We start from the raw sequence: 26,150 nt of genomic DNA on the forward strand, positions 1-26,150 counted from the left end.
AATCCGCCGACAAGGCCGATCGCCACCCGGGCCGCCAATTCTTCACAGGTTCTCCCGACGACGGCGCCGACCGCCCATGCCCGGTCGGCGCCCCCGTACCGGGTGTTCAGTCGGCCGCCGGGAAGGCGTCGGCGCGCACGTGCGGCATGGGGCCGCTGCTCACGCGGTACGGGTCGCCGGATGGGCGTCGCGTCGGGGTGACGCGTACGGCGAGCGGCCCGGCCCACTCGTATCCCTTCCGCTCGCCGTGGCGAGCCAGGTCGTCCGTCAGCGCCTGCCCCACGTCGGCGCCGCCGTGCCGCATCAACGCCTCGTGCACCTTCGTGTCCAGTTCCACCTCGTAGGCGTTGGGCACGACCACTCTGCGCTCGCTGCACACCACGGCGTGGGCGTCGCACTCACGGCGCAGCGCGTCGAGCAGCTCGACGGGCTCGCGCCGACGGGCCTTGGAGAGCAGAGCGCTCTGCCAGCGCTCGAGAGATCGCTCCCACCGGGTCAGCCTTCCGCTGGCCATACGCCTGCCCTCCGCTCCTCGTCCCCGGGTGTTCTCACCGCCGCCCGCGAAGCCTGCCGAGCAGGCCGCGGGCCTGGGAACGCTTGCGCGGGTCCGCGGCAGCCCGCCGCGCCGACGCGATCGCCCGCTGTCCCTGCGGGCTGCGGGTGAACTGCTTGATACGTGCCATCAATCCGGACATGTCTCCTCCTTCGGGCCGTGTACCGTCCGCTTACCCGGTGACGCCCCGTCGATGCCGCGAGACGCGTGGTCCACCCGAACGCCGAGCGGGAAGCCGGCCCAGCACGCCGGTGGGCCCCCTCCACCGACGCGGCGAAGGGGGCCATGGGCCCGGGCGTGCTCGGATCAGACGTCGGCGCGCACCGGGGCCGGGACGGGGGCCGCGTCCTCGGCGACCTCGGAGAGGTCGCGGTTGCGGGTCTCGCGGGCGCAGGCGAGGGCGACGACCGTGAGGAGCGCGGCCGCGATCACGTAGAGGGCGATCGGCGTCGAGCTGCCGTAGTCGGCGAGCAGCGCGGTGGCGATCAGCGGCGCCGGGGCGCCCGCGGCGACGGAGGAGAACTGCGCTCCGATGGAGGCCCCCGAGTAGCGCATCCGGGTCGCGAACATCTCGGAGAAGAACGCGGCCTGCGGCGCGTACATCGCCCCGTGCAGGACGAGTCCGACGGTGACGGCGAGCAGCAGGGCGCCGAAGCCGCCGGAGTCGATGAGGGCGAAGAAGGGGAACATCCAGGCGCCGACGCCGACGGCTCCGATGAGGTAGACCGGTCGGCGGCCGATCCGGTCCGAGAGCGCACCCCAGGCGGGGATCACCGCGAAGTGGACGGCGGAGGCGATGAGGACGGCGTTCAGCGCGGTCTGCTTGCTCAGGCCCACCGAGGTCGTGGCGTAGACGAGGATGAACGCGGTGATCACGTAGTAGCTGATGTTCTCCGCCATGCGGGCGCCCATCGCGACGAGTACGTCGCGCCAGTGGTGGCGCAGGACGGCGACCAGCGGCATCTTCTCCACCACGCCGGCCTCGGCCTGGCGTTCGGCGGCGGCGGCGAGCGCCGCCTTGAAGACAGGCGACTCGTCGACCGAGAGACGGATCCACAGGCCGACGATCACCAGCACACCGGAGAGCAGGAACGGTATGCGCCAGCCCCATGAGAGGAACGCGGACTCGGAGAGCAGCGCGGTCAGGGCGGACAGCACTCCCGTCGCGAGCAGTTGTCCGGCCGGCGCCCCGGTCTGCGGCCACGACGCCCAGAACCCGCGCCGCTTCGCGTCTCCGTGCTCCGAGACCAGCAGCACGGCACCGCCCCACTCACCGCCGAGCGCGAAGCCCTGCACCAGGCGCAGCACGGTGAGCAGCAGGGGTGCGGCCGAGCCGATGGTGGCGTGGGTCGGCAGCAGACCGATGGCGAAGGTCGCCCCGCCCATCAGGAGCAGACTCAGCACCAGTAGCTTCTTGCGCCCGAGCCGGTCCCCGTAGTGCCCGAAGACCAGCGCGCCCAGCGGCCGGGCGGCGAACCCGACCGCGTACGTCAGGAACGAGAGCAGTGTCCCGACCAGCGGGTCGGAGTCGGGGAAGAACAGCTTGTTGAAGACGAGCGCGGCGGCCGAGCCGTAGAGGAAGAAGTCGTACCACTCGATGGTGGTGCCGATGAGGCTGGCGGCGACGATGCGCTTGAGGGAGCTGGGGGGTGTGGGAGCGGTTGTTGCGGCGGCCATGTGCACCACTTCCGGGCGGGGTTACGGGGACGGGTTCGTGTCGCCATACCGTAGAAACGCCCAGGTCAGACGCGTATGTGGTGGGACACCATAGTTCCGCGGGCAGCGATGCGGGCCGCCACCATGCCGGGCCCCCGGCGGAGGCTCTCGCGCCGTTGCAAGGGGCTCCCCATCACCCCGGTATCCATGGCCGGAGTGTAGGGCGCGGGCGTCTGCTGACGTACTCACTCCTTCTTGAAGTGCTCGATCAGACGCGAGTAGCTGTCGTCGGCATGGCCGTCCCGCACGGCCTTGTCCACCAGGCCGAGGGTGTAGCCGGGGAATTCGACGTCGATGTTCCGCGCCTCGCTCTCGCGGACCAGGTCCTCGACCGAGGGCCTGTGGTGCTGGAGCGCTCCGTACCGCGTCGCGTACTCACCACGGTCGACCTCGTCGGCGATCATCGGGAAGGACCCCAGGAGTGCGGCCATGGACGGGCCGGCGTCGTCCAGGAACCGCTTCACCTCGATGCCCTCGCTGGACAGCAGGGCGGCCGCGTGCAGGAATCCGTTGAGCGCGCCCCACATGGTGCCGTGCACGGCCATTCCGTACAGGGCCGGCACGCCCGCGTCGGCGGAGATCAGCGTTCCCCGGCCGCCGATCAGCCGGAGCGTCGGATGAAAGCCGTCGAACACGGCGTCGGAACCGCCGTAGAAGACCACCGTCTCCGCTCCCCCGATGCCCGGAGCGATCGTCATGATCTGCCCATGGAGGTACCGCGCGCCGTGGTCCATGACCCATTCGGCGACGGCTCTCGCCTCTGCGGACGTCCCGTCCGTGAGGTTGAGCACAAAGCGGCCGGAGAGCGCGTCGGCCGACGATTCCAGAATCGCGCGGGCCGTCTCATTGCCCTTCACGCTGACGACCACCAGGGGACTGGCGGCAACGGCGTCGCGGACAGTCGCGGACCGCTCGGCGCCCCTGGCGACCAGGGGGGCGGCCTTCTCCGGCGTACGGTTCCACACCGTGGTCGGGTGCCCGCCATCCAGGAAGGCGCCGGCGAGCGCGAAGCCCATCTCGCCCAGACCGATCACGGTCACGGCCGGCTGGGCATCGGTACGTTCTGAGGCAGTGTTCGTCACAGTCGCTCTCCCCGGTTTCGGTGAGCCGGCCCGTCCCGGGCGGCCCTTGGCGTTCGTGAAACGTCACGCTAAGACCTGAACCGAAGTTGAGGTCAAGGGAGATCCGAAGCGTGCGCCGCTCACCGAGGGCAGCTTGCTCGGTCATGCCGAACGGGCTTTCCCGCCACGCCTGCCGGGGGCCCGGGAGGGCTCAGCGCAGCCGTCGTGCGCGCAGCACCAGGTCGTCGGTATGGTGCGCGCCGGCGCCGCCGTCGGGTGCCACGCGTGGCCGCTGCTCAGCCACCTCCACCACCCAGTCGTCGTCGAGGAGAGGCGCGACCGTCGAGGGCCAGATGTAGTCCGCGGGGTCGAAGCCGCTCTCCTGCGCCTGCTGGGTGTCCATGCCCGCATGGTGGACGAGCAGCAGCACACCGCCGACCGCGACGGCCGAGAGCAGCGCGCGTTCTGCCGCGGCGTCGGGAGTGCTCAGGAGCGCCGGGTACAACGCGGCCACCAGGTCGAAGGAGGCCGGCGGAAGCGCCGCATCCGTCAGTGTGGCGTGGACCCAGCGGATGTCGACGCTGGCGTCCCGCGCGTGCCCGGCCGCCCGCTCCAGCGCCACGCCCGAGACCTCGAGCGCGGTCACTTCCCATCCGCCGCGCGCGAGCCAGACCGCGTCGGCACCCTCGCCGCAGCCGACGTCGAGCACCCGGCCGGGGGTGAGTCCGGTGACCTCGGCCACGAGCGCGCCGTTGGGCCGGCCGCTCCACAGCTGCTGCCGATCGGCATAGCGAGCGTCCCACTCCGCACGCACGGCGGGGTCTCCGACGTATCCGTCGGCAGGCGAGGGGCTGGTGGACGCGGGCGATCCCGCTGCGATGTCGTCGGTCATCGGCCCACCGTCGCCTGTCGCCCCACGGTTGCGCCACTCCTCTTGCCGGTCCGGCAAAACGGTGGTCGGGAACGGCCGGCACCCGCACACGACCGTCGCCTCGTCCGTGTGCTGCCTCCTCAGGCTCGCCTCGCGACAGCACGCATGGAGGGAGCCGTTTCGGAAAGGAGGAGCGGGGTGATCGTCTCCGACACCGTCTATCTCGCGATGGGCCTGGGTGCGCTCGGCGCGGCCGTCGTACCGAGGCTCGTGTTCAAGCGGCCGCTCTCCATGCCGATGGTCTTCCTGGCGGCCGGTGCCATCGTGGCGGCTCTGCCGTTGCCCGTGCCGACGGTGGACCCGGTGCGCGACCGGATCTGGGTCGAGCATGCGACCGAACTGTGCGTGATCGTGTCGCTGATGGGAGCCGGTCTCGCCCTCAACCGGCCCTTCGGCCGGCGCGCGTGGGGCGGGCCTTGGCGCCTGCTCGGCATCAGCCTGCCCCTGACCATCGCCGGGACGGCGTTCATCGCCGCGCTCCTGCTCGACTGGCCGCCGGCGCTCGCCCTGCTCATCGCCGCGGTGCTCGCACCGACCGATCCCGTGCTGGCGGCCGAGGTGCGGGTGGGCGAGCCCACGGACGCGGAGAACGACGAGGACGAGGTCCGGTTCGCTCTCACCTCCGAAGCCGGACTGAACGACGGACTCGCTTTCCCGTTCGTCCTGGCCGCCCTCGCACTCGCCACGGCTGCCGGCGACGGGTGGTCGGCCGACTGGATCGGGCGCTGGCTGCTCATCGACGTCCTGGTCAAGGTCGTCGTCGGAGTGGCGGTGGGGATCGTGGCCGGGCGCCTGCTGGGCCGGATGTTCTTCCGCGCGCGGACGAACGCGCTGCGGCTGTCGGAGCACATGGAGGGGTTCGTCGCCCTCGGCGCCACGTTCCTGGCGTACGGAGCGGCCGAGCTGCTCCACGGCTACGGTTTCCTCGCCGTGTTCGTGACGGCCTGCACCATCCGTGCGGCCGAGCGCAGCCACGGCTACCACCGTGTACTGCACGAGTTCACCGAACAGATCGAACGGCTGCTCACCGTGTGCCTGCTCTTCCTGCTGGGAGGCTTCCTCGTCACCGGGGGACTGCACATCCTCAGCTGGCAAGGCGCCCTCGTCGCCGTCCTGCTCGTCCTCGTCGTCCGGCCGGCCGCGGGGTGGCTGGGCCTGATCGGCTTCGCGGCGGGACCGAGGGAGAAAGCGGTCACCGCCTTCTTCGGTATCCGCGGCATCGGCTCGCTGTTCTACCTCGCCTACGCGCTCGGCCACAGCGACGCCTTCGAAGCCGACGCACGACAGCTCTGGTCCGTGGTCGCCTTCACCGTCCTGCTCTCCGTCGTCCTCCATGGTGCTGCCGCGACACCGATCATCCGGCGCCTCGACCGGCTGCGCCGCTCCTCGCCCGCACCGCCGTGAGCGGTCAGAGGGTGACCGCCGTCGACATCGCGTGCAGGCGCAGTGCCAGTTGGATCTCGAGCGCCCTGGCCGGGGACTGCCAGTCCGGGCCGAGGAGGCGGCCTATTCGCTCGACGCGCTGGGCGACCGTGTTCACGTGGACATGGAGGTCGTCCTTGGTGCGCGCGGGGCTCATGCCGCTCGCGAAGTACGCCTCCATGGTGCGCACCAGGTCCGTGCCCCGGCGCCGGTCGTACGCGAGGACCTGACCGATCGTGCGCTCGACGAAGCCCTCGATGTCCCGGCTGTCGGCGAGCAGCAGACCGAGGAAGCCCAGGTCCTCGGCGGCCGCGCCCTGTCCGGCGCGGTGCAGCAGACGCAGCGCGGCCAGGCAGCGGCGGGCCTCCTCGTACGCGGCGGCGACCTCGCCCGGGCGGGCGAGGGGTGCCTCGACGGGGGCGGAGGCGCCGACCGTGACCGGCTCGCGCAGCGCGCCGCCGAGGTGCTTGGCGGTCTGCCGGGCCAGCTCGGCGGCGCTCTCGCCGGGGCCGAGCGGGAGCAGCAGCACGGTCCCGCCGTCGCGCGCGGAGGCGAGGCCGTGGCGCGTGGCGGCCAGATGCGAGGCGGCCGACCAGAGCCGCTGACGGTCCGCGCTCTCGCGTACGCCGGTGTCGTTCCCGGCCGCGGCTTCCGTCCGGTCGATGCGGGCGGCGAGCACCACATGGGGCGCGTCGACGTCGGTGCGCAGGCGGGCGGCGCGCTCGCGCAGCAGGCGTCGGTCGCGGTCGGGGGCGTCGAGGAGGTCGTCGAGCAGCTCGCCCCGTACCCGCTGTTCGGCCTCGCCCGCCGAGCGGCGGGCGAGCAGCAGCAGCGATGTCACCAGGGCGGCCCGCTCCAGGGTGCGCTGGTCGACCGGATCGAGGTCCGGCTGACCGCGCAGGACGAGGGCGCCGAAGGTCTCGCCGCCGGCCGAGACGGCGGCCACCCAGTGGTCGCCGTCCCGCAGGGCGTGGCCGTCGGCGAGCGGGGCGGGTCCGCCTCCGCCCTCGACGAACTCGACGGTCCCGCCGAGGACTTCGGAGACCGCGCCGGCCACGTCGAGGACGCCGCCGCCGCGCAGCACGAGCTCGGTGAGCCGGTCGTGGACCTCCGAGGCGCGTTCGATGACGCCGCTGTGTTCGCGGATGATGTCGTTGGCGCGTTCGAGCTCGGCGAGGGCGGAGCGGGTCTCGGCGAGCAGGTTGGCGGTGTCGATGGCGACGGCGGCGTGAGCGGCGAAGGAGCCGAGCAGGGCGACCTGTTCCCGTTCGAAGACGCGTGCGCGCCGGTCCGCCGCGAACAGCACGCCGATGACCTGGCTGCCGAGGGTCAGCGGTACGCCGAGGATGGCGACGAGGCCCTCGTCGCCGACGGCGGAGTCGATGGTGCGGGTGTGCTGGAAGCGCGGGTCGTCGAAGTAGTCGTCGGTGACGTAAGGACGGGCGGTCTGGGCGACGAGCCCGCCGAGGCCCTCGCCCATGCCGAGCCGGAGCTGCTGGAAACGCGCGGACACCGAGCCTTCGGTGACGCGCATGTACGTGTCGCCCGCGACCGGGTCGTTGAGGCTGAGGTAGGCGACCTCGGTGCCGAGCAGGGAGCGGGCGCGCTGGACGATGGCGCGCAGCACCGCGTCGAGGTCGCGCAGCCCCGCGAGGTCGTGGGCGGTCTCGAAGAGGGCGGACAGCTCGGCCTCGCGGCGCCGCCGCCCCTCCAGCTCGGCCCGGACCCGCAGGGCGAGCTGCTTGGCCTGTTCGAGCCCGGCCAGCGCCTCCGGGCCCGCGCCGCTCGCACGGGCGAGCAGCACGGGCCTGTCGTACGCCTCCACCGCGGCTCCTCGTGCGAGGAGCTCCAGGTAGGAGACCTGTTCCTGGGACATGGACACAGGGATACCTGCCGTACGGGTGGTCGCACCAGCCCTGTGGACGACCGCCTGTGGAAAACGTCAGTGGGCGGTCCAGCCGCCGTCGAGGGTCAGGGACGTGCCGGTGATGAAGGAGGCCTGCGGGGTGCAGAGGTAGAGCACCGCCTCGGCGACCTCCTCCGGTTCGATGAGCCGCTTGAGCGCCGAGTCCTTGAGGAGCACCTCGGTCAGGACCCGGTCCGGCGGGATGGAGTGGGCGGCCGCCTGGTCGGCGATCTGCCGTTCGACCAGGGGGGTGCGCACATAGCCGGGGTTGACGCAGTTGGAGGTGACTCCATGGGGTGCGCCTTCGAGGGCCGCGGTCTTGGAGAGTCCTTCGAGTCCGTGTTTGGCGGCCACATAGGCGGACTTGAAGGGAGAGGCGCGCAGACCGTGCACGGAGGAGAGGTTGACGATCCGGCCCCAGCCCTGAGCGTACATGTGCGGCAGGGCGCCTCGGATCAGCCGGAACGGGGCCTCCAGCATGACGGTCAGGACGGTGTGGAAGACGTCCGGCGGGAAGTCCTCGATGGGGCGGACGAGTTGCAGTCCGGCGTTGTTCACGAGGATGTCGGCGCCCGCCGCCACGGTCTCCGCGGCGGCGAGGTCGGTGAGGTCCAGGAGTCGCGGCTCGACCGCGCCCGGCAGGCCGGTGGCCTCGTGGGCGAGCGCCTCCAGGCCGTCGGCGGCCCGGTCGACGGCTCTGACCCGGGCCCCGGCGGCGGCGAGCCGGAGCGCGCAGGCACGTCCGATGCCGCCGGCCGCGCCGGTCACGAGCGCGGTGCGTCCGGCGAGGTCCAGCATGACCGAGCCGGGCGCGGGCCTCGCTGCGGGGGCCGGCGCGGGCCTCGGTCCGGCGGCCGACGCGGGCCTCGCTGCGGCGGCCGGTCCGGCGGCCGGCGCCCGTACCGGACGGGGGGAAGGGGCCGGTACCTGGGCCGGCGCGGGACCTGAGGGGGTGGGGGCGCTCATGCTCCGCACCTTATGAAGCGCGCCACCCCCGACCGATGTGCGCCGAGCCCATACTTCAGCCCTGCGGCGTGGTGTCGAACCATGTGGGTTCGTCGGCGAGCGCCTGCTCGATCCGGAAGTGCGAGAACCGCTTCATCTCCGGGAGCCGGTCCACCTCGAACCAGCCGACATCCGTCGACTCCTCGTCGTTCACCCGCGCCTCGCCGCCGACCGCCCGGCAGCGGAAGGAGATGTCCACGAACTGGCACCGGTCGCCGTTCGGGTAGACGACGGGCTTGCGCAGTGTCTGGACGAGCACGACCCGCTCGGCCTCGCATCGCACGGCGGTCTCCTCGTACACCTCGCGCACCGCGCAGTCGGCGGGCTGCTCCCCGGGCTCGACGATGCCGCCGATGATCGACCACAGGCCGTTGTCGGCCCGCCGGCCGAGCAGCACCCTCCCCCGGTCGTCGAAGACGACCGCGCTCACGCCGGGCAGGAAGAGCAGCTGGTGGCCGGCGCTGGCCCGCAGGTCGCGGATGAAGTCAGGAGTACCCATGTCCCGACCCTAAAGCCTTACGGATCAAGAACCGGCGGCCGGGGAGTTCCGACGGGCGCGGACGGCGCGCAGCGCGGACCAGCCGAGACCGGCGGCCGCCACCGCCACCAGGAGCGCCTCCGGCAGGGTGCCCATCCGCGTGGCCGGCGTGAGCGAGGAACGCAGCGGCACCTCCTCGACCAGCACGTCGGGGGTGAACATCGCCGACTTCGCCACGATCCTGCCGTCCGGCATGATGATCGCGCTGACACCGCTGGTGACCGGGACGACGACGGAGCGGCTGTGCTCGACCGCCCGCACCCGTGACATCGCCAGCTGCTGGTAGGTCATCTCGCTGCGCCCGAAGGTCGCGTTGTTGCTCGGTACGGTGACGAGCTGGGCGCCGTGCGTGACGGTGTCCCGTACGGCCCAGTCGAAGGCCGCCTCGTAGCAGGTCGCCAGGCCCACCCGGGTCCCCGCGAGGTCGAAGACGCCGACCTGGTCGCCGGGGCCGAAGTCGCGGCTCACCCGGTCCACGTTGCTGTTGAAGAGGCGTACGAAGGGCCGCATCGGGATGTACTCGCCGAAGGGCTGGACATGCCGCTTGTCGTAGGTGGCGACGGGTCCGTCCTCGGGGTCCCATTCGATGAGGGTGTTGCGCAGTGTGCCGGTGTCGGGGGTGAGGACCGCGCCGATCACGGTCGGGACGCCGATCGCCCGCACGGCCTCGTCGATGACGGCCCGCGCGTCGGGATTCGCCAGCGGGTCGATGTCGGAGGAGTTCTCCGGCCACAGCACGAAGTCGGGCCGGGGCTTCTCGCCGGCCCTGACGTCCGCGGCGAGCTCCTTGGTGCGGTTGGCGTGGTTGTCGAGGACGGCGCGCCGCTGGGAGTTGAAGTCGAGGCCGAGGCGCGGCACGTTGCCCTGCACCGCGGCGACGGTGGCGGTGCCGTCCTGCGCGGAGTCGTCGACCAGGGGCAGCGCGGCCAGGGCGCCGGTGACCGGGACGAGGACGGCGAGGGCGGCCGCGTCGAGGGGGCCGCGCGGAACGGTGCCGGTCGCCCGGTACGCGCGGACCTGGCGGGCCACCTCGTAGAGTCCGAAACCGCAGAGCGCCACGGCGAATCCGAGCACGGGGGTGCCGCCGACGGCGGCGAGCGGCAGGAAGACGCCGTCGGCCTGTCCGAAGGCGACCTTGCCCCAGGGGAAGCCGCCGAACGGGACACGCGCGCGTGCCGCCTCGGCGAGGATCCAGACCGCCGCGGCGAACACCGGCCAGGCGGGCAGCCGGGAGACGGCCGCGATGCCCACCCCGGCGGCGGCGACGAACAGCGCCTCCACCGCGGCGAGCGCGATCCACGGGAACCGTCCGACCTCGGCGCCGGTCCAGATCAGCAGCGGCAGCAGGAAGCCGAGTCCGGCGAGGTGGCCCAGCGCGAATCCGGCGCGCGGGCGGCGGCCCCGCAGGGTCCAGCCGAGCAGTGCGAACGCGGGCAGCGCGAGCCACCACAGGGGGCGGGGCGGGAAGCTCAGGAAGAGCAGGGCCCCGGACAGGGCGGCGGCGCCCGGCCGCACGAGGCGCCGGAGCCGGCGACCGGCCCCCGTCTCGGAGGCGGCGGTGGGGCCGGAGGCGTCGACGGGCGCGATGGTGGTGCTCACATTGCGGAGTCTACGGCGCGGTTCCCGGGCCGACGGCGTCCGGTCCAGACCTCTCCGGCCTGCGGCCGGACGCGCTCTCCCGCCCGCCGAAACGTTCCCGCGCTGCCCTTTCGAGGCCGGACGAATGCCAGACATACGGACGCCCGGGCCCGGAACGCGGCGGCGCACAGGCTCAGGCGTCCGCGGGGAGTCAGGCGCTCGTCGGCCCCGTCGTCGGCGGCGGCACGGGAGGCGCCGGAGGTGCGGTCGGCGTGGTGGGCGAGGAGGGTGCCGCCGGCGGGGTGGACGGCGGCGCCCCGTTCCTCGTGGTGTCCTTCGCTCGGCCGAGGCGGTCGCGGATGACGCGGACCGCGGTGTCCGCGTCGTCCACCGTGACCGTGAAGGCCCGTCCGTCACCGAGTTCGAGGACCACGGCGTCGCCCCGGCGGACGATGACCCCGGTGCCCTTCTCGGGGCGCCAGCGGTATCCCCAGCCGCCCCAGTGGCGTGGTGTGACCGGGGCGGCCTCGACGCCGACGACGTGGGACAGCGGGATCCTGCGGCGCGGCAGACCGAGAGGGCCGCAGCGGACCTCCAGCGACCGGTCGTCGACCTTCACCGCCACATGGACGAAGGCGAGCGTGCCGAACATCATCAGCAGCCCCGCCGCCACACATCCGATCACGGACATGAGCAGCGGGATGATGCCCGACGTCCACGGGGCGTCGACGGCCAGCGCGATGCCGACGGCGACGAAGAGCGCGCCGGCGGTGGCGAGCACCCACTGGACGCGGTTGGTGGCACGGCCGGTCCACACCTCCGGTACCGGTACACCGGTGTCCAGCGGCCGGGGGTGGTGGGGATGACGGGAGGGGTCCCTCATGGCTCGCAGCCTACTCACGTTCCGCTCGCGCGGCGCCCGCTGTCGCCCCGCCGGCGCACCGGGTTCGTCCCGTCAGCGGGCCGCGGCCGCGACTCCGAGCAGACGGCCTTCCGGGTAGCTCAGGGCGGCGGCCGTGAGCCGGGAGGGCCGACCGCTGTGGAGCACGGTCAGACCGCCCACGGGGTCGGCGCAGGGTGCGGGTCCGGCGCCGATCCGGCGCAGCGCCTGTGCGGCGACTGCCCCGGCCGAGCCGTGGAAAACCACCGGGGGGAGGTCCGTGTGCTGGACCGCCGTACGGATCTGCTCGGCGACGAGTTCGTAGTGCGTGCAGCCGAGCACCAGGGCCCGGATGTCGCGGGGGGTGAGGGCCGCGGCGGCCGCGACGGTCCGTGCGACGGCTGCCGCGTCGGCGTTCTCGACGGCGTCGGCGAGGCCCGGGCAGGGCACCTCGGTGACCTCTGCCGCCTCGGCGAACTCGCGGATGAGTCCGCGCTGGTACGGGCTGCCGGTGGTCCCCGGGGTCGCCCAGATGGCGATCTTCCCGCCGTCCGAGGCGGCCGGTTTGATCGCGGGGACGGTGCCGATCACCGGAATACTCGGTTCCAGCTCGGCGCGGATGGCGGGCAGGGCGTGGACCGAGGCGGTGTTGCAGGCGACGATGAGGGCGTCCGGCCGCTGCGCAGCGGCGGCGCGGGCGACGGCCAGCGCGCGGGCGGTGAGATCCTCGGGGGTACGCGGGCCCCAGGGCAGGCCGTCGGGGTCGGAGGAGAGGACCAGATCGGCGTCCGGCCGCAGCCGGCGCACCGCGGCCGCTGCCGCGAGCAGGCCGATTCCGGAGTCCATGAGCGCGATCTTCACCCGGTCACCCTAGCCGACCACCCTTGCGTCCCCGCCGTTGTGGGGCAGACTGCGACGAATGAGCGCCATTGCCTGGATCGCCACGGGTTCGCTGACCGCCTGGGGGTGGCTGCTGCTGGGACAGGGGTTCTTCTGGCGTACCGACCAGCGCCTGCCCCTGAACGCCGGCCACGCGCGCGTGGAGCCGCGGAGCTGGCCGCGCGTCATCGTGGTCGTACCCGCGCGGGACGAGGCGGAGGTGCTGCCGCTCAGCCTGCCGTCGCTGCTCACCCAGGACTATCCGGGTGAGGCGGAGGTGCTGCTCGTCGACGACAACAGCACCGACGGCACCGGGAAGCTCGCGCGCGAGCTGGCCGGGCGGTACGGCGGGCTGCCGCTGACGGTGGTCACTCCTGGTGAACCCGCGGCCGGCTGGACCGGGAAGCTGTGGGCGCTGCGCCATGGGATGGCGCGGGCACGCGCGCGTGAACCGGAGTTCCTGCTCCTGACCGACGCGGACATCGCGCACGAGCCCGACAGTCTGCGCCTGCTGGTGACGGCGGCGACGGCGAACGGCCTCGACCTGGTGTCGCAGATGGCCCGGTTGCGGGTGGCGAGCGGGTGGGAGCGTCTGATCGTCCCGGCCTTCGTCTACTTCTTCGCCCAGCTCTACCCCTTCCGTTGGATCAACGCCCGCCGCCCCCGGGCGACGGCGGCCGCGGGCGGCTGCGTGCTGCTGCGGGCGGAGGCCGCCGAGCGGGCCGGGGTCCCGGAGGCCATCCGGCAGGCGGTGATCGACGACGTCTCGCTGGCCCGGGCGGTGCGGCGGGCCGGCGGGCGGATCTGGCTGGGGCTCGCGGACCGGGTCGACAGTGTCCGGCCGTATCCCCGCCTCGCCGACCTGTGGCGGATGGTGTCGCGCAGCGCCTACGCCCAACTGCGCCACAACCCGGTCGTGCTGGCCGGCACGGTGGCCGGGCTCGCGGTGGTCTACCTCGCTCCCCCGGTCGCGGTGGCGGCCGGGGCGCTGACGGGCGACGCGGTGGCGGGCGCGGCGGGCGGGCTCGCCTGGGCGGTGATGGCCGGAACGTACCTTCCGATGCTCCGCTACTACCGCCAGCCGCTCCGGCTGGCGCCGACGCTTCCCTTCACCGCGCTGCTCTACCTCCTGATGACGGTGGATTCGGCGGTGCGGCACTACCGCGGCCAGGGCGCGGCCTGGAAGGGGCGCGTGTACGCCCGCCCGGAGGCCGCACCCGACCGATAGGCGTCGGCACGGAGAGGGAGGGCGCTACGGCCCGTCCCGGAAATGCGACCTCCGCGCCGGAGCGCGATTTCTCCGACACAAGGAGTAGCAACGAAGCGTCGACTTCCGGTCCCCCGTCTGAACGCCTCGCCAATTCCCCGTGCGCACCCCGCGCGCGCCCGCGAAGAAGGCCCTTTAGCATGGACATGCTCGTCGTTGATCTTGACCGTCGGGACGCCGGGATTTCTTTACGCCGACTTCATGCCGGGCATCCGGGGCGCACCGCGGGTGACCCGTCGGTAACCCCTCCCCAGCTCGGCTTTTCAAGATCCACGTTCCCTCGGGCGACCGCATTTGTCGCGTTCGCTCGCATTGCGGATCGACGGTCCCTCAGAACCCGTCAAACAACCCGCTTATCGGTCTCCCCAACCAGCACATCGTGGGCTTAACTTATGTGCCATGACCTCCCCCCGCTCCACCTACGGCGGCGGTTACTACACCGCGCCGTCGTTCCCCGACACCCCGATCTACGACTCCCTGGTCGCGGAGCGGGGCACGCCTCAGATCGCTCCGATCCGAGTGCCTTCCGCGTACGACACCGGTAACAGTTACCTGCCGGCTCTGCCCGCCCTTCCGGCGGCACCCAGCCATCCGGCGCCGTCCTACGGCGGCGGTGGTTCCTACGGCTATCCCCAGCCCGCGCAGCAGATGGCCCCGGTGCCGCTGCAGCACGCTCCCGCGCCCTACATCCCGCAGCAGCCGGCCGGTCCCCGCGGCTACCCGGGCGTCCAGCCCCAGCAGCCGCAGCGTCCGGTGGGCACGGGGTACGAAGCGATGCGCCCGGCGGCCGCGAGGCCCGTCCCGGCCCCCGCTCCGTACGACGACCCGTACAACCGGCCGTACCAGGGCGGGGGGTACTGACCGACACGGTGTCCGGGGCGGCTGGCAGGATGACGGTATGCCGAATCCTGTCGTGCGCTCCGTCCATGTCCACCCGGTCAAGGCGATGCGCGGGGTCGCGCCCGCCGAGGCGGAGGTCCAGCCATGGGGACTGGCCGGCGACCGCCGCTGGAGTGTCGTGGACGCCTCGGGCAAGGTCGTGACCCAACGCCGTCATCCGCGCATGGCGTTGGCCTCGGCCGAGCCGCTGCCGGGCGGTGGCATCAGGGTGTCCGCGCCCGGCCGGGAACCACTGGCGATCGAGGTGCCGCGGCCGTCGTCCACGATCCGGGTGGAGGTCTTCGAGACTCCGGTGGAGGCGGTCCCGGCCGATCCCGCGGCGGACGCGTGGTTCAGCGCGTATCTGGAGACCGAGGTCCGGCTCGTGCACATGGACGATCCCGCGCACCGTCGTCCGATCGACCCGGAGTACGCGCTGCCGGGCGAGACGGTGAGCTTCGCGGACGGCTTTCCGCTCCTGGTCACCACGGTGTCCTCCCTCGACGCCCTCAACTCGCTGATCGCCCAGGGGGACCACCCCGACGAGGGCCCCCTGCCGATGAACCGTTTCCGGCCGAACGTGGTCGTGGACGGCACCGCGCCCTGGGCCGAGGACGGCTGGACCCGGCTCTCCCTCGGCGAGGTCACCTTCCGGGTCGCCAAGTCCTGCGGGCGGTGCGTCGTGACCACCACCGACCAGGAGACCGCCGAGCGCGGCAAGGAACCCCTGCGGACCCTCGCCCGGCACCGCAAGGACGGCAGCCGGCTGATCTTCGGCCAGAACCTCGTGCCCGAGCACACCGGCACGATCCGGGTCGGTGACGAGGTCGAGATCCTCGGCTGACCCTCCGCCCGCCGGGGGCGGTCGGACGCGCCGCACCTCCCGCCCGAACGGCGGGAACCCCCCTCCGGGGCAGACTCGTTGGAAGAGCGACGAGAACGAGGGGGTGCGAGGCGTGCGAGCAGCCACCGGAGTCTGGCGCTGGAGGCACAATCCCCTGTGCCGCCCGACGGACCTGATCGAGGCATGGGTCGCGCTGACCGCCGTCGTGCTGCTCGCGCTCGCCGTACCCGCGGTCGGCTGGATCTCCGGCGCGCGGACCGACGCCTCCCTCAGGAGCGCGGTCCTGGCCCAGCATCAGCAGCGGCAGCAGACGACGGCACAGGTCCTCCGGCTCGCCGACGCCCCCACGGCCGGCCCGCGGAACCCCGAGCCGGGCGGCGCGCCACACCTCCGCCGGGCCGTCGTCGCCCGCTGGAAGGCGCCCGACGGCGCGTCCCGGACGGGGACGGTGGCCGTGCGGCGGGACCTGTCCGACCCCGGCGACACCTTCCGCCTCTGGACCGACCGGAGCGGGCGACCCGTCGCCCCGCCGATGCGGGCGGAGACGGCCCGCGCCCACGCGGTCCTCCTCGGACTGCTCACCGCCGCCCTCGCCTCGGTGTTCGTCGAGACCGCCAGGCGCGGGATCGTACGACGTCTCGTACACCGGCGGTACGAGCGGCTCGACCGCGCCTGGGCCGAGACCGGCCCCGACTGGGGACGTACGGGCGCGGGCAGCTGACTCGTCAACCCGGCCCCGCCGCGCGCGCTACGGTGGGGCATCGGATCAGCGGCGACGCATGAGGCGGGGGCAGAGCACACCCATGGCACAGGGCACGGTCCAGGTCACGCACACCGGCACATCGCGGTGGCGGAGGCGCACGGGTGAGTACGCCTCCCTCGCCGCGGCCCTGGAGGCCGCCGCGGACGGCGACGTCCTGACCGTCGCGCCCGGCACGTACCGGGAGAACCTCGTCATCCGACGCGCCGTCACCCTGCGCGGACCGGAGGGCGGGGTCGGTTCGGTGCGGATCGCGCCCGCGGACGGCGTGCCGCTCACCGTCCGTGCCTCGGCGACCGTGCAGGACCTGCATGTCGAGGGCCAGGACGCGGCCGCCCCCGCGCTGCTGGTCGAGGACGGCACACCCGAGCTGCTCGACCTGCGCGTCGTGACCCGCTCGGCCGCCGGGATCGAGGTCCGCGGCGCCGCCAGACCCACCGTCCGGCGCTGCACCGTCGACAATCCGGCCGGGGTCGGGATCGCCGTACTGGACGGCGCGGGCGGGGTGTTCGAGGAGTGCGAGGTCGTCTCGGCGGGCCAGTCCGGCGTCTCCGTGCGCGGGGGCGCGCATCCGCGGCTCGAACGCTGCCGGGTCCATCACGCCTCGGGCGCCGGAATCACCGTCAACGGCGAGGGCAGCGGCCTGGAGGGCATCGGCTGCGAGGTGTACGAGGTGAAGGGCGCCGGTCTGCAGATCGCGGCGCGGGCCACCGTCCATCTCTCCGACTCCTCCGTGCACCGCACGTCGGCCGACGGCATCACACTGGACACGGACGCGGTCCTGACCGTGTCCGACTGCGACATCCACGACATCCCCGAGAACGCCGTCGATCTGCGCTCCCGCTCCGTCCTGACGCTGACCCGCTCCACCGTGCGGCGCTTCGGACGCAACGGCCTCTCCGTGTGGGACCCGGGCACCCGGGTGGACGCCAACCAGTGCGAGATCCACGACAGTACGGGCGACTATCCGGCGGTCTGGGTCAGCGACGGTGCGACGGTCGTGCTCGACGCGTGCCGGGTGCACGACGTGCCCGACGCGCTGTTCGTCCTCGACCGGGGCTCACGCGCCGATGTCGTCGACAGCGATCTGTCGCAGGTGCGGAACACGGCCGTCTCGGTGAGCGACGGGGCGACCGCGCAGCTCGACGACTGCCGGATCCGGGAGGCGTCCACCGGCGCCTGGTTCCGCGACCACGGCAGCGGAGGCACGCTGGCCGGCTGCACCATCGACGCCGTGCAGACCGGGGTGATCGTCACCAAGGGCGCCGACCCGACGATCGACCGGTGCGTGGTGACCTCGCCCGCCGAGGCCGGGTTCTACGTCTCGGCCGAGGGGCGGGGCACGTTCCACGGCTGCCGGGTGACCGGCAGCGGGGGGTACGGCTTCCATGTGATGGACGGCTGCCGGACGACCCTGCGCAAGTGCCGCACGGAACGGTGCGCGCGCGGCGGGTACGACCTGCCCGAGGACGGCCCGGTCGCGGAGGACTGCACGAGCGACGAGAGCGGGGTGCGTCCCGCCCCGGCGTCGGATCCGGGCGCCGTGCTCACGGCGACACGGTCGGCGGGGCTGCTCGGGACGGTTCCGGCGCCGCACTCCCCCGCCGTCGCCGCGCCCGGGCCGGCCGCCGAACCGGCCCCGGTCGCCGCGCGGTCGTCCCATGAGGTGCTCGGTGAACTGGACGCCCTGGTGGGCCTGGAGAGCGTCAAGCACGAGGTCCGGACGCTGACCAACATGATCGAGGTGGGGCGCAGACGGCAGGAGGCGGGTCTGAAGGCGGCCTCGGTCCGCCGCCATCTGGTCTTCACCGGCAACCCCGGCACGGGCAAGACGACCGTGGCCCGGCTGTACGGCGAGATCCTCGCCTCCCTCGGCGTCCTGGAACGCGGCCATCTGGTCGAGGTGTCGCGGGTCGATCTGGTCGGCGAGCACATCGGCTCGACCGCGATCCGGACTCAGGAGGCGTTCGACCGGGCGCGCGGCGGGGTCCTGTTCGTCGACGAGGCGTACGCGCTGTCCCCGGAGGACTCGGGGCGGGACTTCGGGCGGGAGGCCATCGACACGCTGGTGAAGCTGATGGAGGACCATCGCGACGCGGTGGTGGTGATCGTCGCCGGCTACACCGCGGAGATGGAGCGGTTCCTGACCGTCAACCCCGGTGTGGCGTCCCGCTTCTCACGGACCATCACCTTCAGCGACTACGTCCCCGACGAGTTGGTGCGGATCGTGGAGCAGCAGGCCGACGAGCACGAGTACCGGCTCGCGCCGGGTACGGACGAGGCCCTGCGGAAGTACTTCTCCGAGCTGCCCAAGGGGCCGGCGTTCGGCAACGGCCGTACGGCGCGCCAGACGTTCGAGTCGATGGTGGAGCGGCACGCCGGCCGGGTCGCCGTGCTCGCCGAGGCGAGCACGGACGAGCTGACCCTGCTCTATCCGGAGGACCTGCCCGAACTCCCCTGACGTGCGGCCTCGTCGGCGCCGTCGGTCCGCTGGCGGGGCAGGGCGGGTGGCAAGCGGTCGAGGAGACCGGTGCGTTCACCGGCGAACGCCGGGTCGGCCTGGTAGTCGGAGTGGCCGAGGATCGGTTCGGGCAACGGGTGCGCGTGGGTGCGGCCGTACACGATCGGGTCGAGCAGGGCCGGGCGGTCGACGGCGGGCTTGTCCCCCTCGGCGGGCACCCGGACCGGGCCGCCGATGGGGTCGGTGGCGCGGTACAGATTGCTCCAGCAGTGCACCGCGCGATGCAGTCCGCGCAGGGCGTCGGGGCCGAAGTAGGCGGGGAACCAGCGGCCGTAGAGGCGCTCCAGCGGGGAGCCGTAGGTGAGGAGCGCGACCCGCTTGCGGGTGGCGGGCGGGAGCTGCCAGACGGCGGCCGCGGCGAGGACGCTGCCCTGGGAGTGGCCGGAGATGACGAGCCGGCCGCCGGTGTGCCGGGTCCAGGAGCGCATGCGCCAGGTCAGGTCCGGAACGGCCCGTTCGGCGTAGCAGGGCGGGGCGAAGGGGTGTGCGGCGCGCGGCCAGAAGGTGCCCACGTCCCAGAGGATGCCGATGGTGCGGCGGGCGGAGCGGTCCTTGTAGGCGCGTCGGCCCCAGGTGACGAACAGTATGAAACCGAAGCCGATCATCCAGGAGCCGAGGGCCTGGGCGGTGTCGGCGGCGGACTCGATCGCGGGATGGGCCCCGTCGAAGGCCCGGCCGGGGACGTTCTCGCTGGCCCAGGCGCCCGCCACGGAGACGGCTCCGAGCAGCAGCGTGGCGCCGGAGACGATGCCGACGAGGACGGGGGCGGCGTCGGTGAGACCGGCGCGGGCCCGGCCGGAGGAGATCGTTCCGGTACGGACGGGGTCCGGGTCCTCCGTGCCGTAGTCGGCCTCGACGACCGACCGGAGGCGGCGGGCGGTGCGTGCGGTCCGCAGGACGAGGAAGGCGGCGGGCGCGAGCAGCATCAGCAGCAGGACGGGGATGACGGACGCCTGCCAGCTCAGCAGCACGGGCGGTCCGATGAGCGGGCCTTCTCCCATGCCGGGGGTGGCGGGCCCGTCCAGCCAGTCGGCGACGCGCTGGGCGACCCCACCGGTCATCACGCCCGCGAGCGCGCAGGCGAGCATGGCGACGGCGGGTCCGCCGAGTCCGAACATGGCGGTGCGCGGGTGGCGTCGGGGCCGGTGCAGCAGGACGGCGACGATTCCGAGGGCGACCACGAGGCCGCCCTGGGCCAGCGTCAGCACGCCGAAGGTCATGTCACCGGGCAGGGTGCCGGTGGAACGCCACCCGGGGCGGGACCATCCGGCGTACAGGACGGAGAACAGCAGCAGGAGGAGGGCGGCGCAGGGCAGCCAGGTGACGAGGGCGCGTTCGATCCGCAGGTCGAGTCGCTTCTCGCTGCGGCCGCGGCGGCACACCACCCAGAGTATGACGGCCGCGAAGACGGCGCAGGCGCCTTGGAGCGCCCATCCCAGCGGCTCCCCGAGGGAGGAGGCCGCCTCGCGGTCGTGGCGGGCGGCGGCGCCGTCGAGGGCGGCGGCCACGGTCAGGAGGCCGGCGGCCGTGTGGGCGGCGCGCAGCCGCGCGACGAGACGGCGCCCGTACCAGAAGCCGGGGCGCCCGAGGGCGGGACGGAGCCGGGGCGGGGGCTCGGTGCCGGGTGCCGCGTCGGCCTCGGCGGGGTCGATGGTGGCGAGCTCGTCCTCGGCGGAGTCGGCGTCGGGAGCGGGCGCGAGCGGGACCTCGGCCACGGCCGTGCCGGGCGTCTCGGCGGGCGCCTCGGGCATGTCGTCGTACCCGGCGGGCGGGCGCTGCGCCTCGTAGGCGCTCCAGGTCCGGTTGGAGAGGTACCACAGCAGGCCCACCAGCGCGGCCGGGACCACCGCGGCCAGCGCGAGCCGGCGGCCCGGCTGGGACCACCAGCCGCCGCGCTCGGCGGAGAGGAACCCCAGCCAGGACCGGCCCTCGGCGCAGGCGGTGACGCCCGCGCACTGCCAGGCCGTCAGATCGAGCGCGACCTCGCAGGCCGCGGCGGTGAGCAGCACGGTGAGGGTGAGCGCGACCAGCCGCACCAGGACGCCGTACGTCCGGACGAGGCCGGGCCGGCCGTGGGCGGGCGGGCGCATCCAGTGGGCCAGGTTGGCGACCATGAAGGGCAGGAGGAGCAGCCACAGGGCGCGGGCGCCGTTGCCGGAGGTGAGGTTGGCCCAGCAGTACGCCTCGGGGACCGGTCGTTCGGCGTAGCGCTCGGGGTGGTCCTCCGCGTCCAGGTCGTCGGCGCGGCGGTGCATGGCGGCGGTCGTGTCCCCGGTGACCCGTACCGTACGCGGGTCGTCCAGCATGTCCTGCGGGGTGGCTCCGCCGACACCGTGGACGAGGAGTTCGAGCGCCGCGCCACCGCTCTGCGGGACGGGTGTGGCAGGGGACACTTCGGTGACTCGCTCTCTGGATGGCAGGATTCGTCGGCAGGCAACAGGATCGCGGAAGGCCGTGCGGCTGCGCAGGGCCTCTCACGTAATCCGTCACCATCCCCCTGTCCCCTTCGGAAGGAACGGCCCCGGCGGTGAGCGACCATCAGAATCTCCTCGCGGAGCAGCGGCGCGCCCTCATTCTGGACGAGGTCCGGCGCCGCGGCGGTGTCCGGGTCAACGAGCTGACGCGACGGCTCAACGTCTCGGACATGACGGTCCGCCGGGACCTGGACGCGCTCGCCCGGCAGGGCGTCGTGGAGAAGGTGCACGGCGGCGCGGTGCCGGTGGTCGAGGCGAGTACGCACGAGCCGGGGTTCGAGGCCAAGTCCGTCCTGGAGTCGGGGGCGAAGGACGAGATCGCCCGGACGGCGGCGCGGATGGTGCCGCCCGGTGCGGCGATCGCCCTGTCGGGCGGTACGACCACGTTCGCGCTGGCGGGGCACCTGCTTGACGTGCGGGATCTGACGGTGGTGACCAACTCGGTCCGGGTCGCCGATGTCTTCCACGCGGCGCACCGCGCCGGTTCCACGGGCGAGGCGCGTCCCGGCGCGGCGACGGTGGTGCTGACGGGCGGGGTGCGCACGCCGTCGGACGCGCTCGTGGGCCCGGTCGCCGACCAGGCGATCCGCTCGCTCCACTTCGACGTGCTGTTCCTCGGGGTGCACGGCATCTCGGTGGAGGCGGGTCTGTCGACGCCGAACCTGGCGGAGGCCGAGACGAACCGGCTGCTGATGCGCTCGGCCCGCCGGGTCGTGGTGGTCGCCGACCACACCAAGTGGGGGACGGTGGGCCTCAGTTCGTTCGCCCGGCTCGACGAGGTGGACACGCTCGTGACCGATCGCGGGCTCTCGCCGCGGGTCCGGGCGGAGATGGCGGAGCATCTGCCGGATCTCGTCGTGGCGGGCGAGGACCGGGAGTGAGGGGGGTGAGCGGGTGAGCGTCTTCCGGATCGAACGCACCACGGCTCTGCCGGCTGCGGAGGCGTGGCGGCGGCTCACCGACTGGGCGGCCCACGGCGCCCGGGTGCCGCTGACCCGGATCCGGGTGCTGACCCCCGGGCCCCCGGGTGTGGGGACCCGGTTCGTGGCGCGTACGGGGCTCGGGAGACTGGCCTTCGACGACCCGATGGAGGTCGTGCGCTGGGAGCCGCCGCCGGGGTGGGGAGCGCCGCAGGACGGGGCGGTGGAGCGGCCCGCGGTGTGCCTGCTGGAGAAGCGCGGCCGCCTGGTGCTCGGCCGGGCGCGGATCGAGGTGTACGCCGGGCCGTCCGGCGGCTCGCGCGCGGTGTGGACGGAGGAGCTGCGGGTACGGGGGGTGCCCCGCGTCCTCGATCCGGTACTGGCCCTCGCGGGGCGGCGGTTGTTCGGCCGCGCCATGGACGGACTCCTGGGCATCTGACGGCCCGCCGGCTATGGTGTGCGGGCCTCGGCCCCGCCCTTTGCCGTACCGTCCGGCCGCGCGGCGGAATCCGCCTCCAGGAGACGGTCATGGCCGCCGGGACGCGATGCGCCGTCTGGACCGGCGGCTCACTCCGGCCAGACACCCGTCGCCAGGAACCGGTCGACAGCGGCCGCGTAGGGCGCGATGTCCAGGCCCTGGCCGGCCAGCCAGGCGTCGGAGTAGTACTTGTCGAGATAGCGGTCGCCCGGGTCGCAGATCAGGGTCACGACGCTGCCGGTGGAGCCGCGTTCGACCATTTCGGCGACGATCTTCAGGGCGCTCCAGAGTCCGGTGCCGGTGGAGCCGCCGGCCTTGCGGCCGATCGCGGTCTCCAGGGCGCGGACGGCGGCGACGCTGGCGGCGTCGGGGACCTTCATCATCCGGTCGATGGCGCCGGGCACGAAGCTGGGCTCCATCCGCGGCCGGCCGATGCCCTCGATGCGGGAGCCGCAATCAGCCGTCGCCAGCGCGTCGTTGTGCATCCAGCCGTCGAAGAAGCAGGAGTTCTCCGGGTCGGCGACGCAGATACGGGTGTCGTGCTGCATGTAGTGCACATAGCGGGCGATGGTGGCGGAGGTGCCGCCGGTGCCGGCGGTGGCGACGATCCAGGCGGGCTCGGGGTAGCGCTCCAACCGGAGCTGCTGGTACATCGATTCGGCGATGTTGTTGTTGCCGCGCCAGTCGGTGGCCCGCTCGGCGTAGGTGAACTGGTCCATGTAGTGGCCGCCGGTCCGCTCCGCGAGGGCGGCGGACTCCTCGTACATCTTGCGCGAGTCGTCGACGAAGTGGCAGCGGCCGCCGTGGAATTCGATCAGCCGGCACTTCTCCGGGCTGGTCGTGCGCGGCATCACGGCGATGAAGGGCACGCCGATCAGCTTGGCGAAGTACGCCTCGGAGACGGCCGTCGAGCCGCTGGAGGCCTCGATGACGGGCTTGTCCGGCCGGATCCATCCGTTGCACAGGCCGTAGAGGAAGAGCGAACGGGCGAGGCGGTGTTTGAGGCTGCCGGTGGGGTGGGTCGACTCGTCCTTGAGGTAGAGGTCGATGCCCCACTTCTCCGGGAGCGGGAAGCGCAGCAGGTGGGTGTCGGCGGAGCGGTTGGCGTCGGCCTGCACCTTGCGGACGGCCTCCTTGAGCCAGGCGCGGTACGCCGGGTCGCTCCGGTCGACGTCGATGGTGGCGGCGGCGCCCGGTGCGGCGTCCGGCACGGTGTTCTCCGTGGTGCTCATGCGTCCCTCGTCCCTGTCCTCGGTCCCCGTACGGTTCCCACTGCCGACGATAACCCGCTCACCTGCGCAAACGTTCGCTTTGGGGGTCCATAGGCGTCGCTTGCAGGAGGGCCTCTGGTGCGCCCGCCGCCCGCCCGGCACACTGGTGGGGACAACCGGTGCGAAGGGGGCGGAGTGAGATGGCGGAGCCGGAGTTCACGGCCACGGGCGTACGGATCGAGCGCTGGCCCCGGTCGTTGACCAGGGCGGGCGAGGTCCGGATCGAGGACGGTCGGCTGTCGCTGCTGACCAGTTACGGCAGCGAGATCGACAGCGCTCCGGTGAACGCGGTGCGGGCGGGCAGGCCGTGGTTCGCCAAGCCGGACGAGACGGTGGCGAAGGTGAACGGGACCCGCTACCGCCTGACGATGGACGGCCCGCAGGACCGCTCGTCCGGGCCGGGCCGTTTCCTGGAGGCGCTGAAGAGGGCTTCCAGGCGCCGGTGACGAGGCGCCCGCCGGGCCGGTCGGGTGGCCTGCCGGTGAGGCAGCCCCTGACCTGCGGGGCTCGCCGCGAGTTGCGGGGCGGTCACCGCTGGTTCACGCTGTAACCACCTCACCGAGGGTTTACCGGTGGTGACGCTGTGATCGCAGCGATGGCTGTGATCCAGCCCGCCGCCGCCGTGCACAGCGCATGAAAGATCCGATCCTTCGTCTTCTTCCGGACTACTTCGGGGAGTCGCAGCCGTGATCAGCGAGCCAAGCAGGCACTGCACGGTGGAGCTCCAGGCCCTGCCGTCGCGGATCGGTCAGGTCCGCAGAATCGTATCGGCGCACCTGCGCTACTGGCATCTCGATGCCTTGATCGACCATGCGGCGCTCGGAGTCACCGAGCTGCTGACCAATGTTCACCGGCACGCACAGCCGGACAAGATGTGCACCGTCGAGATCGAGCTGCTGCTCGACCGTCTCACGGTCTCGGTCCGCGACAACGATCCGCGGATACCGTGCGTCCACCCGGCGTCGGGGCTCAGGAACCCCGACGACGTCGACCAGTTCGCCACTTCGGGCCGCGGTCTGGCCATCATCGAGGCGGTCAGCGAGAGCTGGGGCATCCGCCCGCACGGCGAGACCGGGAAGGTCGTGTGGTTCACGCTTCCGGCGCCGACGCCGGCCGTGGCGATCCCGTCCCGTTCCCACGCCGTCTACGGCGCGACCACCGACGGCCCCTTCGCCGGTCAGAGCCGCTTCCACGGTGCCCATGGCACGACACTGGAGGGCGTCCCGTTCGGCACCCCGGCCGAGCCGGTCCGCGCGCCGGCCGTCGCCCGGTCGGCCCTGGCGGGCTGACCGGGCCCTCACGATCCGGCTCGGCGCCCCCGCGGCGCTCCGGGCCGGATCGGCGACCCCCGGGGTGCGGGCCGGACGGGCGCCGGGACCGGCCCCCCGTACGACGTACGGAGCGGGCATCGGCGGCCACCCACCGGCGGTGAGCCCCTGGCCCGTCCGCCACCCGCCACCCGCCGTCAGCCGACCGGGACCAGGGTCAGGTACGCGATGCCGAGTACGGTGCGGTAGCCGGCCAGCCAGGCGGAGCGCTGGCGGTCGACGCGGTCGCGGGTCTCGGCGGCGAGGGGATGCTCCGGGTGCGCGGCGAGCCACAGTTCGGTGTCGTGGCGGTAGCCCGACTCGAACTCCTCCCATTCCTCGCGGCTCGCCGTCTCGATCCGGGCGGGCCGGAAGCCCGCCTGGATCGCCAGGTCCACCAGCCCGGCGAGCGGGAGGTGGTCGTCGGCCCGGGCGCCCGGCCACATCCCGGCGAGCTCCTCGTCCGTCGGCGTACGCTCCCAGAACCCCTCGCCCAGCACCGCCCGCCCGCCGGGCCTGACCAGGCGGCGCAGCTCGCGCAGCGCGGCGGCGGGATCGTGGGGCAGCTCGGGGTCGCAGAGCGCCTGACTCGAACCGAGGCAGAGGATCGCGTCGACGGGGCCCCGGGTGGTGTCGCGCGCCGACTCCTCGACGAACTCCACGCGGTCGGCCAGCCCGCGCTCCTCGGCGAGGACGCGGCCCCGGGCCAGGTCCTCGGCGTTGATGTCGAGGCCGGCGCCGGTCGCGCCGGGCGCGGCCTCCAGGACACGCATCAGGAGTTCGCCCCAGCCGCAGCCGATGTCGAGCACGGTGGCGGGCGCGGAGGCGGCGAGCCGCTCGATCATGCGGGTCGCTCTGGTTTCGGAGAGCGGACCGTGGAAGGTGAGGCTGCCGAGGAGCGGAGGGAGACCGGTTTCCGTCATGAGCGGACGCTAGCTCCCCTCTCGCCTCTCCGCCCTT

23 protein-coding genes and 1 pseudogene are annotated in these 26,150 nt (G+C 73.2%); 10 read left to right on the forward strand and 14 right to left on the reverse strand.

Going from position 1 to position 26,150, the window contains the following annotated elements:
- Positions 1-106: 106 nt before the first annotated feature.
- From ACWDX6_RS07900 to ACWDX6_RS07920, 5 genes are all read right to left on the reverse strand, one after another.
- On the reverse strand, positions 107-514 hold the full coding sequence (locus tag ACWDX6_RS07900; RefSeq protein ID WP_451484066.1) for a DUF3662 domain-containing protein: 408 nt from the start codon (positions 512-514) through the stop codon (positions 107-109).
- A gap of 34 nt (positions 515-548) precedes the next feature.
- Entirely contained in the window at positions 549-695 is a 147-nt protein-coding gene (locus ACWDX6_RS07905; protein ID WP_451484067.1) for a hypothetical protein, read from the reverse strand.
- A gap of 164 nt (positions 696-859) precedes the next feature.
- The gene (locus ACWDX6_RS07910; RefSeq protein WP_451484068.1) at positions 860-2,230 is read right to left on the reverse strand and encodes an MFS transporter; all 1,371 of its coding nucleotides are present in this window, start codon (positions 2,228-2,230) and stop codon (positions 860-862) included.
- A 224-nt stretch (positions 2,231-2,454) separates the two neighbouring features.
- Positions 2,455-3,309 (reverse strand): NAD(P)-dependent oxidoreductase, encoded by an 855-nt coding sequence (locus tag ACWDX6_RS07915; RefSeq protein ID WP_451484069.1) that lies wholly within the window; start codon positions 3,307-3,309, stop codon positions 2,455-2,457.
- Between the two features lie 232 nt (positions 3,310-3,541).
- Entirely contained in the window at positions 3,542-4,222 is a 681-nt protein-coding gene (locus ACWDX6_RS07920) for a class I SAM-dependent methyltransferase (RefSeq protein ID WP_451484070.1), read from the reverse strand.
- A 207-nt stretch (positions 4,223-4,429) separates the two neighbouring features.
- On the opposite strand from ACWDX6_RS07920, the gene ACWDX6_RS07925 reads away from it, so the two are divergent.
- On the forward strand, positions 4,430-5,665 hold the full coding sequence (locus ACWDX6_RS07925) for a cation:proton antiporter domain-containing protein (RefSeq protein ID WP_451484162.1): 1,236 nt from the start codon (positions 4,430-4,432) through the stop codon (positions 5,663-5,665).
- A 4-nt stretch (positions 5,666-5,669) separates the two neighbouring features.
- Here ACWDX6_RS07925 and ACWDX6_RS07930 read toward each other — a convergent pair whose 3' ends face one another.
- The 6 genes and pseudogenes from ACWDX6_RS07930 to ACWDX6_RS07955 all read right to left on the reverse strand — a co-directional run bounded on the left by ACWDX6_RS07930 (position 5,670) and on the right by ACWDX6_RS07955 (position 12,451).
- A complete protein-coding gene (locus tag ACWDX6_RS07930) occupies positions 5,670-7,559 on the reverse strand; it encodes a helix-turn-helix domain-containing protein (RefSeq protein ID WP_451484071.1) in 1,890 nt (629 codons plus the stop codon).
- A 66-nt stretch (positions 7,560-7,625) separates the two neighbouring features.
- On the reverse strand, positions 7,626-8,387 hold the full coding sequence (locus ACWDX6_RS07935) for a 3-hydroxybutyrate dehydrogenase (protein ID WP_451484072.1): 762 nt from the start codon (positions 8,385-8,387) through the stop codon (positions 7,626-7,628).
- A gap of 223 nt (positions 8,388-8,610) precedes the next feature.
- Positions 8,611-9,093, reverse strand: coding sequence for an NUDIX hydrolase (locus ACWDX6_RS07940; protein WP_451484073.1), 483 nt, complete (start codon positions 9,091-9,093; stop codon positions 8,611-8,613).
- 24 nt (positions 9,094-9,117) lie between these two features.
- Positions 9,118-10,731 carry an apolipoprotein N-acyltransferase gene (gene lnt, locus ACWDX6_RS07945; protein ID WP_451484074.1) on the reverse strand — a complete coding sequence of 538 codons (1,614 nt, stop codon included), beginning with the start codon at positions 10,729-10,731 and terminating at the stop codon, positions 9,118-9,120.
- A gap of 319 nt (positions 10,732-11,050) precedes the next feature.
- A pseudogene (locus ACWDX6_RS07950) lies at positions 11,051-11,593 on the reverse strand (hypothetical protein); the annotation flags it as partial.
- Positions 11,594-11,665: 72 nt separating this feature from the next.
- Positions 11,666-12,451 carry a glutamate racemase gene (locus ACWDX6_RS07955; RefSeq protein WP_451484075.1) on the reverse strand — a complete coding sequence of 262 codons (786 nt, stop codon included), beginning with the start codon at positions 12,449-12,451 and terminating at the stop codon, positions 11,666-11,668.
- 58 nt (positions 12,452-12,509) lie between these two features.
- Here ACWDX6_RS07955 and ACWDX6_RS07960 point away from each other — a divergent pair, with 58 nt between their 5' ends.
- The 5 genes from ACWDX6_RS07960 (at position 12,510) to ACWDX6_RS07980 (ending at position 18,680) form a co-directional block, all read left to right on the forward strand.
- Positions 12,510-13,697, forward strand: a complete 1,188-nt coding sequence (locus ACWDX6_RS07960; RefSeq protein WP_451484076.1) for a glycosyltransferase — start codon at positions 12,510-12,512, stop codon at positions 13,695-13,697.
- A gap of 438 nt (positions 13,698-14,135) precedes the next feature.
- On the forward strand, positions 14,136-14,597 hold the full coding sequence (locus ACWDX6_RS07965; protein WP_451484077.1) for a DUF6643 family protein: 462 nt from the start codon (positions 14,136-14,138) through the stop codon (positions 14,595-14,597).
- A gap of 37 nt (positions 14,598-14,634) precedes the next feature.
- On the forward strand, positions 14,635-15,459 hold the full coding sequence (locus tag ACWDX6_RS07970; RefSeq protein WP_451484078.1) for an MOSC domain-containing protein: 825 nt from the start codon (positions 14,635-14,637) through the stop codon (positions 15,457-15,459).
- A 112-nt stretch (positions 15,460-15,571) separates the two neighbouring features.
- Positions 15,572-16,180 carry an Rv1733c family protein gene (locus ACWDX6_RS07975; RefSeq protein WP_451484079.1) on the forward strand — a complete coding sequence of 203 codons (609 nt, stop codon included), beginning with the start codon at positions 15,572-15,574 and terminating at the stop codon, positions 16,178-16,180.
- A gap of 82 nt (positions 16,181-16,262) precedes the next feature.
- Positions 16,263-18,680 (forward strand): right-handed parallel beta-helix repeat-containing protein, encoded by a 2,418-nt coding sequence (locus ACWDX6_RS07980; RefSeq protein ID WP_451484080.1) that lies wholly within the window; start codon positions 16,263-16,265, stop codon positions 18,678-18,680.
- Here ACWDX6_RS07980 and ACWDX6_RS07985 read toward each other — a convergent pair.
- Complete coding sequence (locus ACWDX6_RS07985) at positions 18,650-21,133, reverse strand: hypothetical protein (RefSeq protein WP_451484081.1); 2,484 nt, start codon at positions 21,131-21,133, stop codon at positions 18,650-18,652. The genes ACWDX6_RS07980 and ACWDX6_RS07985 overlap by 31 nt on opposite strands.
- 134 nt (positions 21,134-21,267) lie before the next feature.
- Here ACWDX6_RS07985 and ACWDX6_RS07990 point away from each other — a divergent pair, with 134 nt between their 5' ends.
- Both ACWDX6_RS07990 and ACWDX6_RS07995 read left to right on the forward strand, forming a co-directional pair.
- A complete protein-coding gene (locus tag ACWDX6_RS07990) occupies positions 21,268-22,095 on the forward strand; it encodes a DeoR/GlpR family DNA-binding transcription regulator (RefSeq protein WP_451484082.1) in 828 nt (275 codons plus the stop codon).
- Positions 22,096-22,108: 13 nt separating this feature from the next.
- On the forward strand, positions 22,109-22,573 hold the full coding sequence (locus tag ACWDX6_RS07995; RefSeq protein ID WP_451484083.1) for an SRPBCC family protein: 465 nt from the start codon (positions 22,109-22,111) through the stop codon (positions 22,571-22,573).
- Positions 22,574-22,701: 128 nt separating this feature from the next.
- Here ACWDX6_RS07995 and ACWDX6_RS08000 read toward each other — a convergent pair whose 3' ends face one another.
- Positions 22,702-23,844, reverse strand: a complete 1,143-nt coding sequence (locus ACWDX6_RS08000) for a PLP-dependent cysteine synthase family protein (RefSeq protein ID WP_451484084.1) — start codon at positions 23,842-23,844, stop codon at positions 22,702-22,704.
- A 179-nt stretch (positions 23,845-24,023) separates the two neighbouring features.
- Here ACWDX6_RS08000 and ACWDX6_RS08005 point away from each other — a divergent pair, with 179 nt between their 5' ends.
- Both ACWDX6_RS08005 and ACWDX6_RS08010 read left to right on the forward strand, forming a co-directional pair.
- Positions 24,024-24,329 carry a hypothetical protein gene (locus ACWDX6_RS08005; RefSeq protein WP_451484085.1) on the forward strand — a complete coding sequence of 102 codons (306 nt, stop codon included), beginning with the start codon at positions 24,024-24,026 and terminating at the stop codon, positions 24,327-24,329.
- A 240-nt stretch (positions 24,330-24,569) separates the two neighbouring features.
- Positions 24,570-25,172, forward strand: coding sequence for an ATP-binding protein (locus tag ACWDX6_RS08010; protein ID WP_451484086.1), 603 nt, complete (start codon positions 24,570-24,572; stop codon positions 25,170-25,172).
- 176 nt (positions 25,173-25,348) lie between these two features.
- On the opposite strand, the gene ACWDX6_RS08015 is transcribed toward ACWDX6_RS08010, so the two are convergent.
- Entirely contained in the window at positions 25,349-26,113 is a 765-nt protein-coding gene (locus ACWDX6_RS08015) for an SAM-dependent methyltransferase (protein ID WP_451484087.1), read from the reverse strand.
- Positions 26,114-26,150 lie beyond the last annotated feature (37 nt).

It is taken from the genome of Streptomyces sp. NPDC003027, assembly GCF_053591435.1.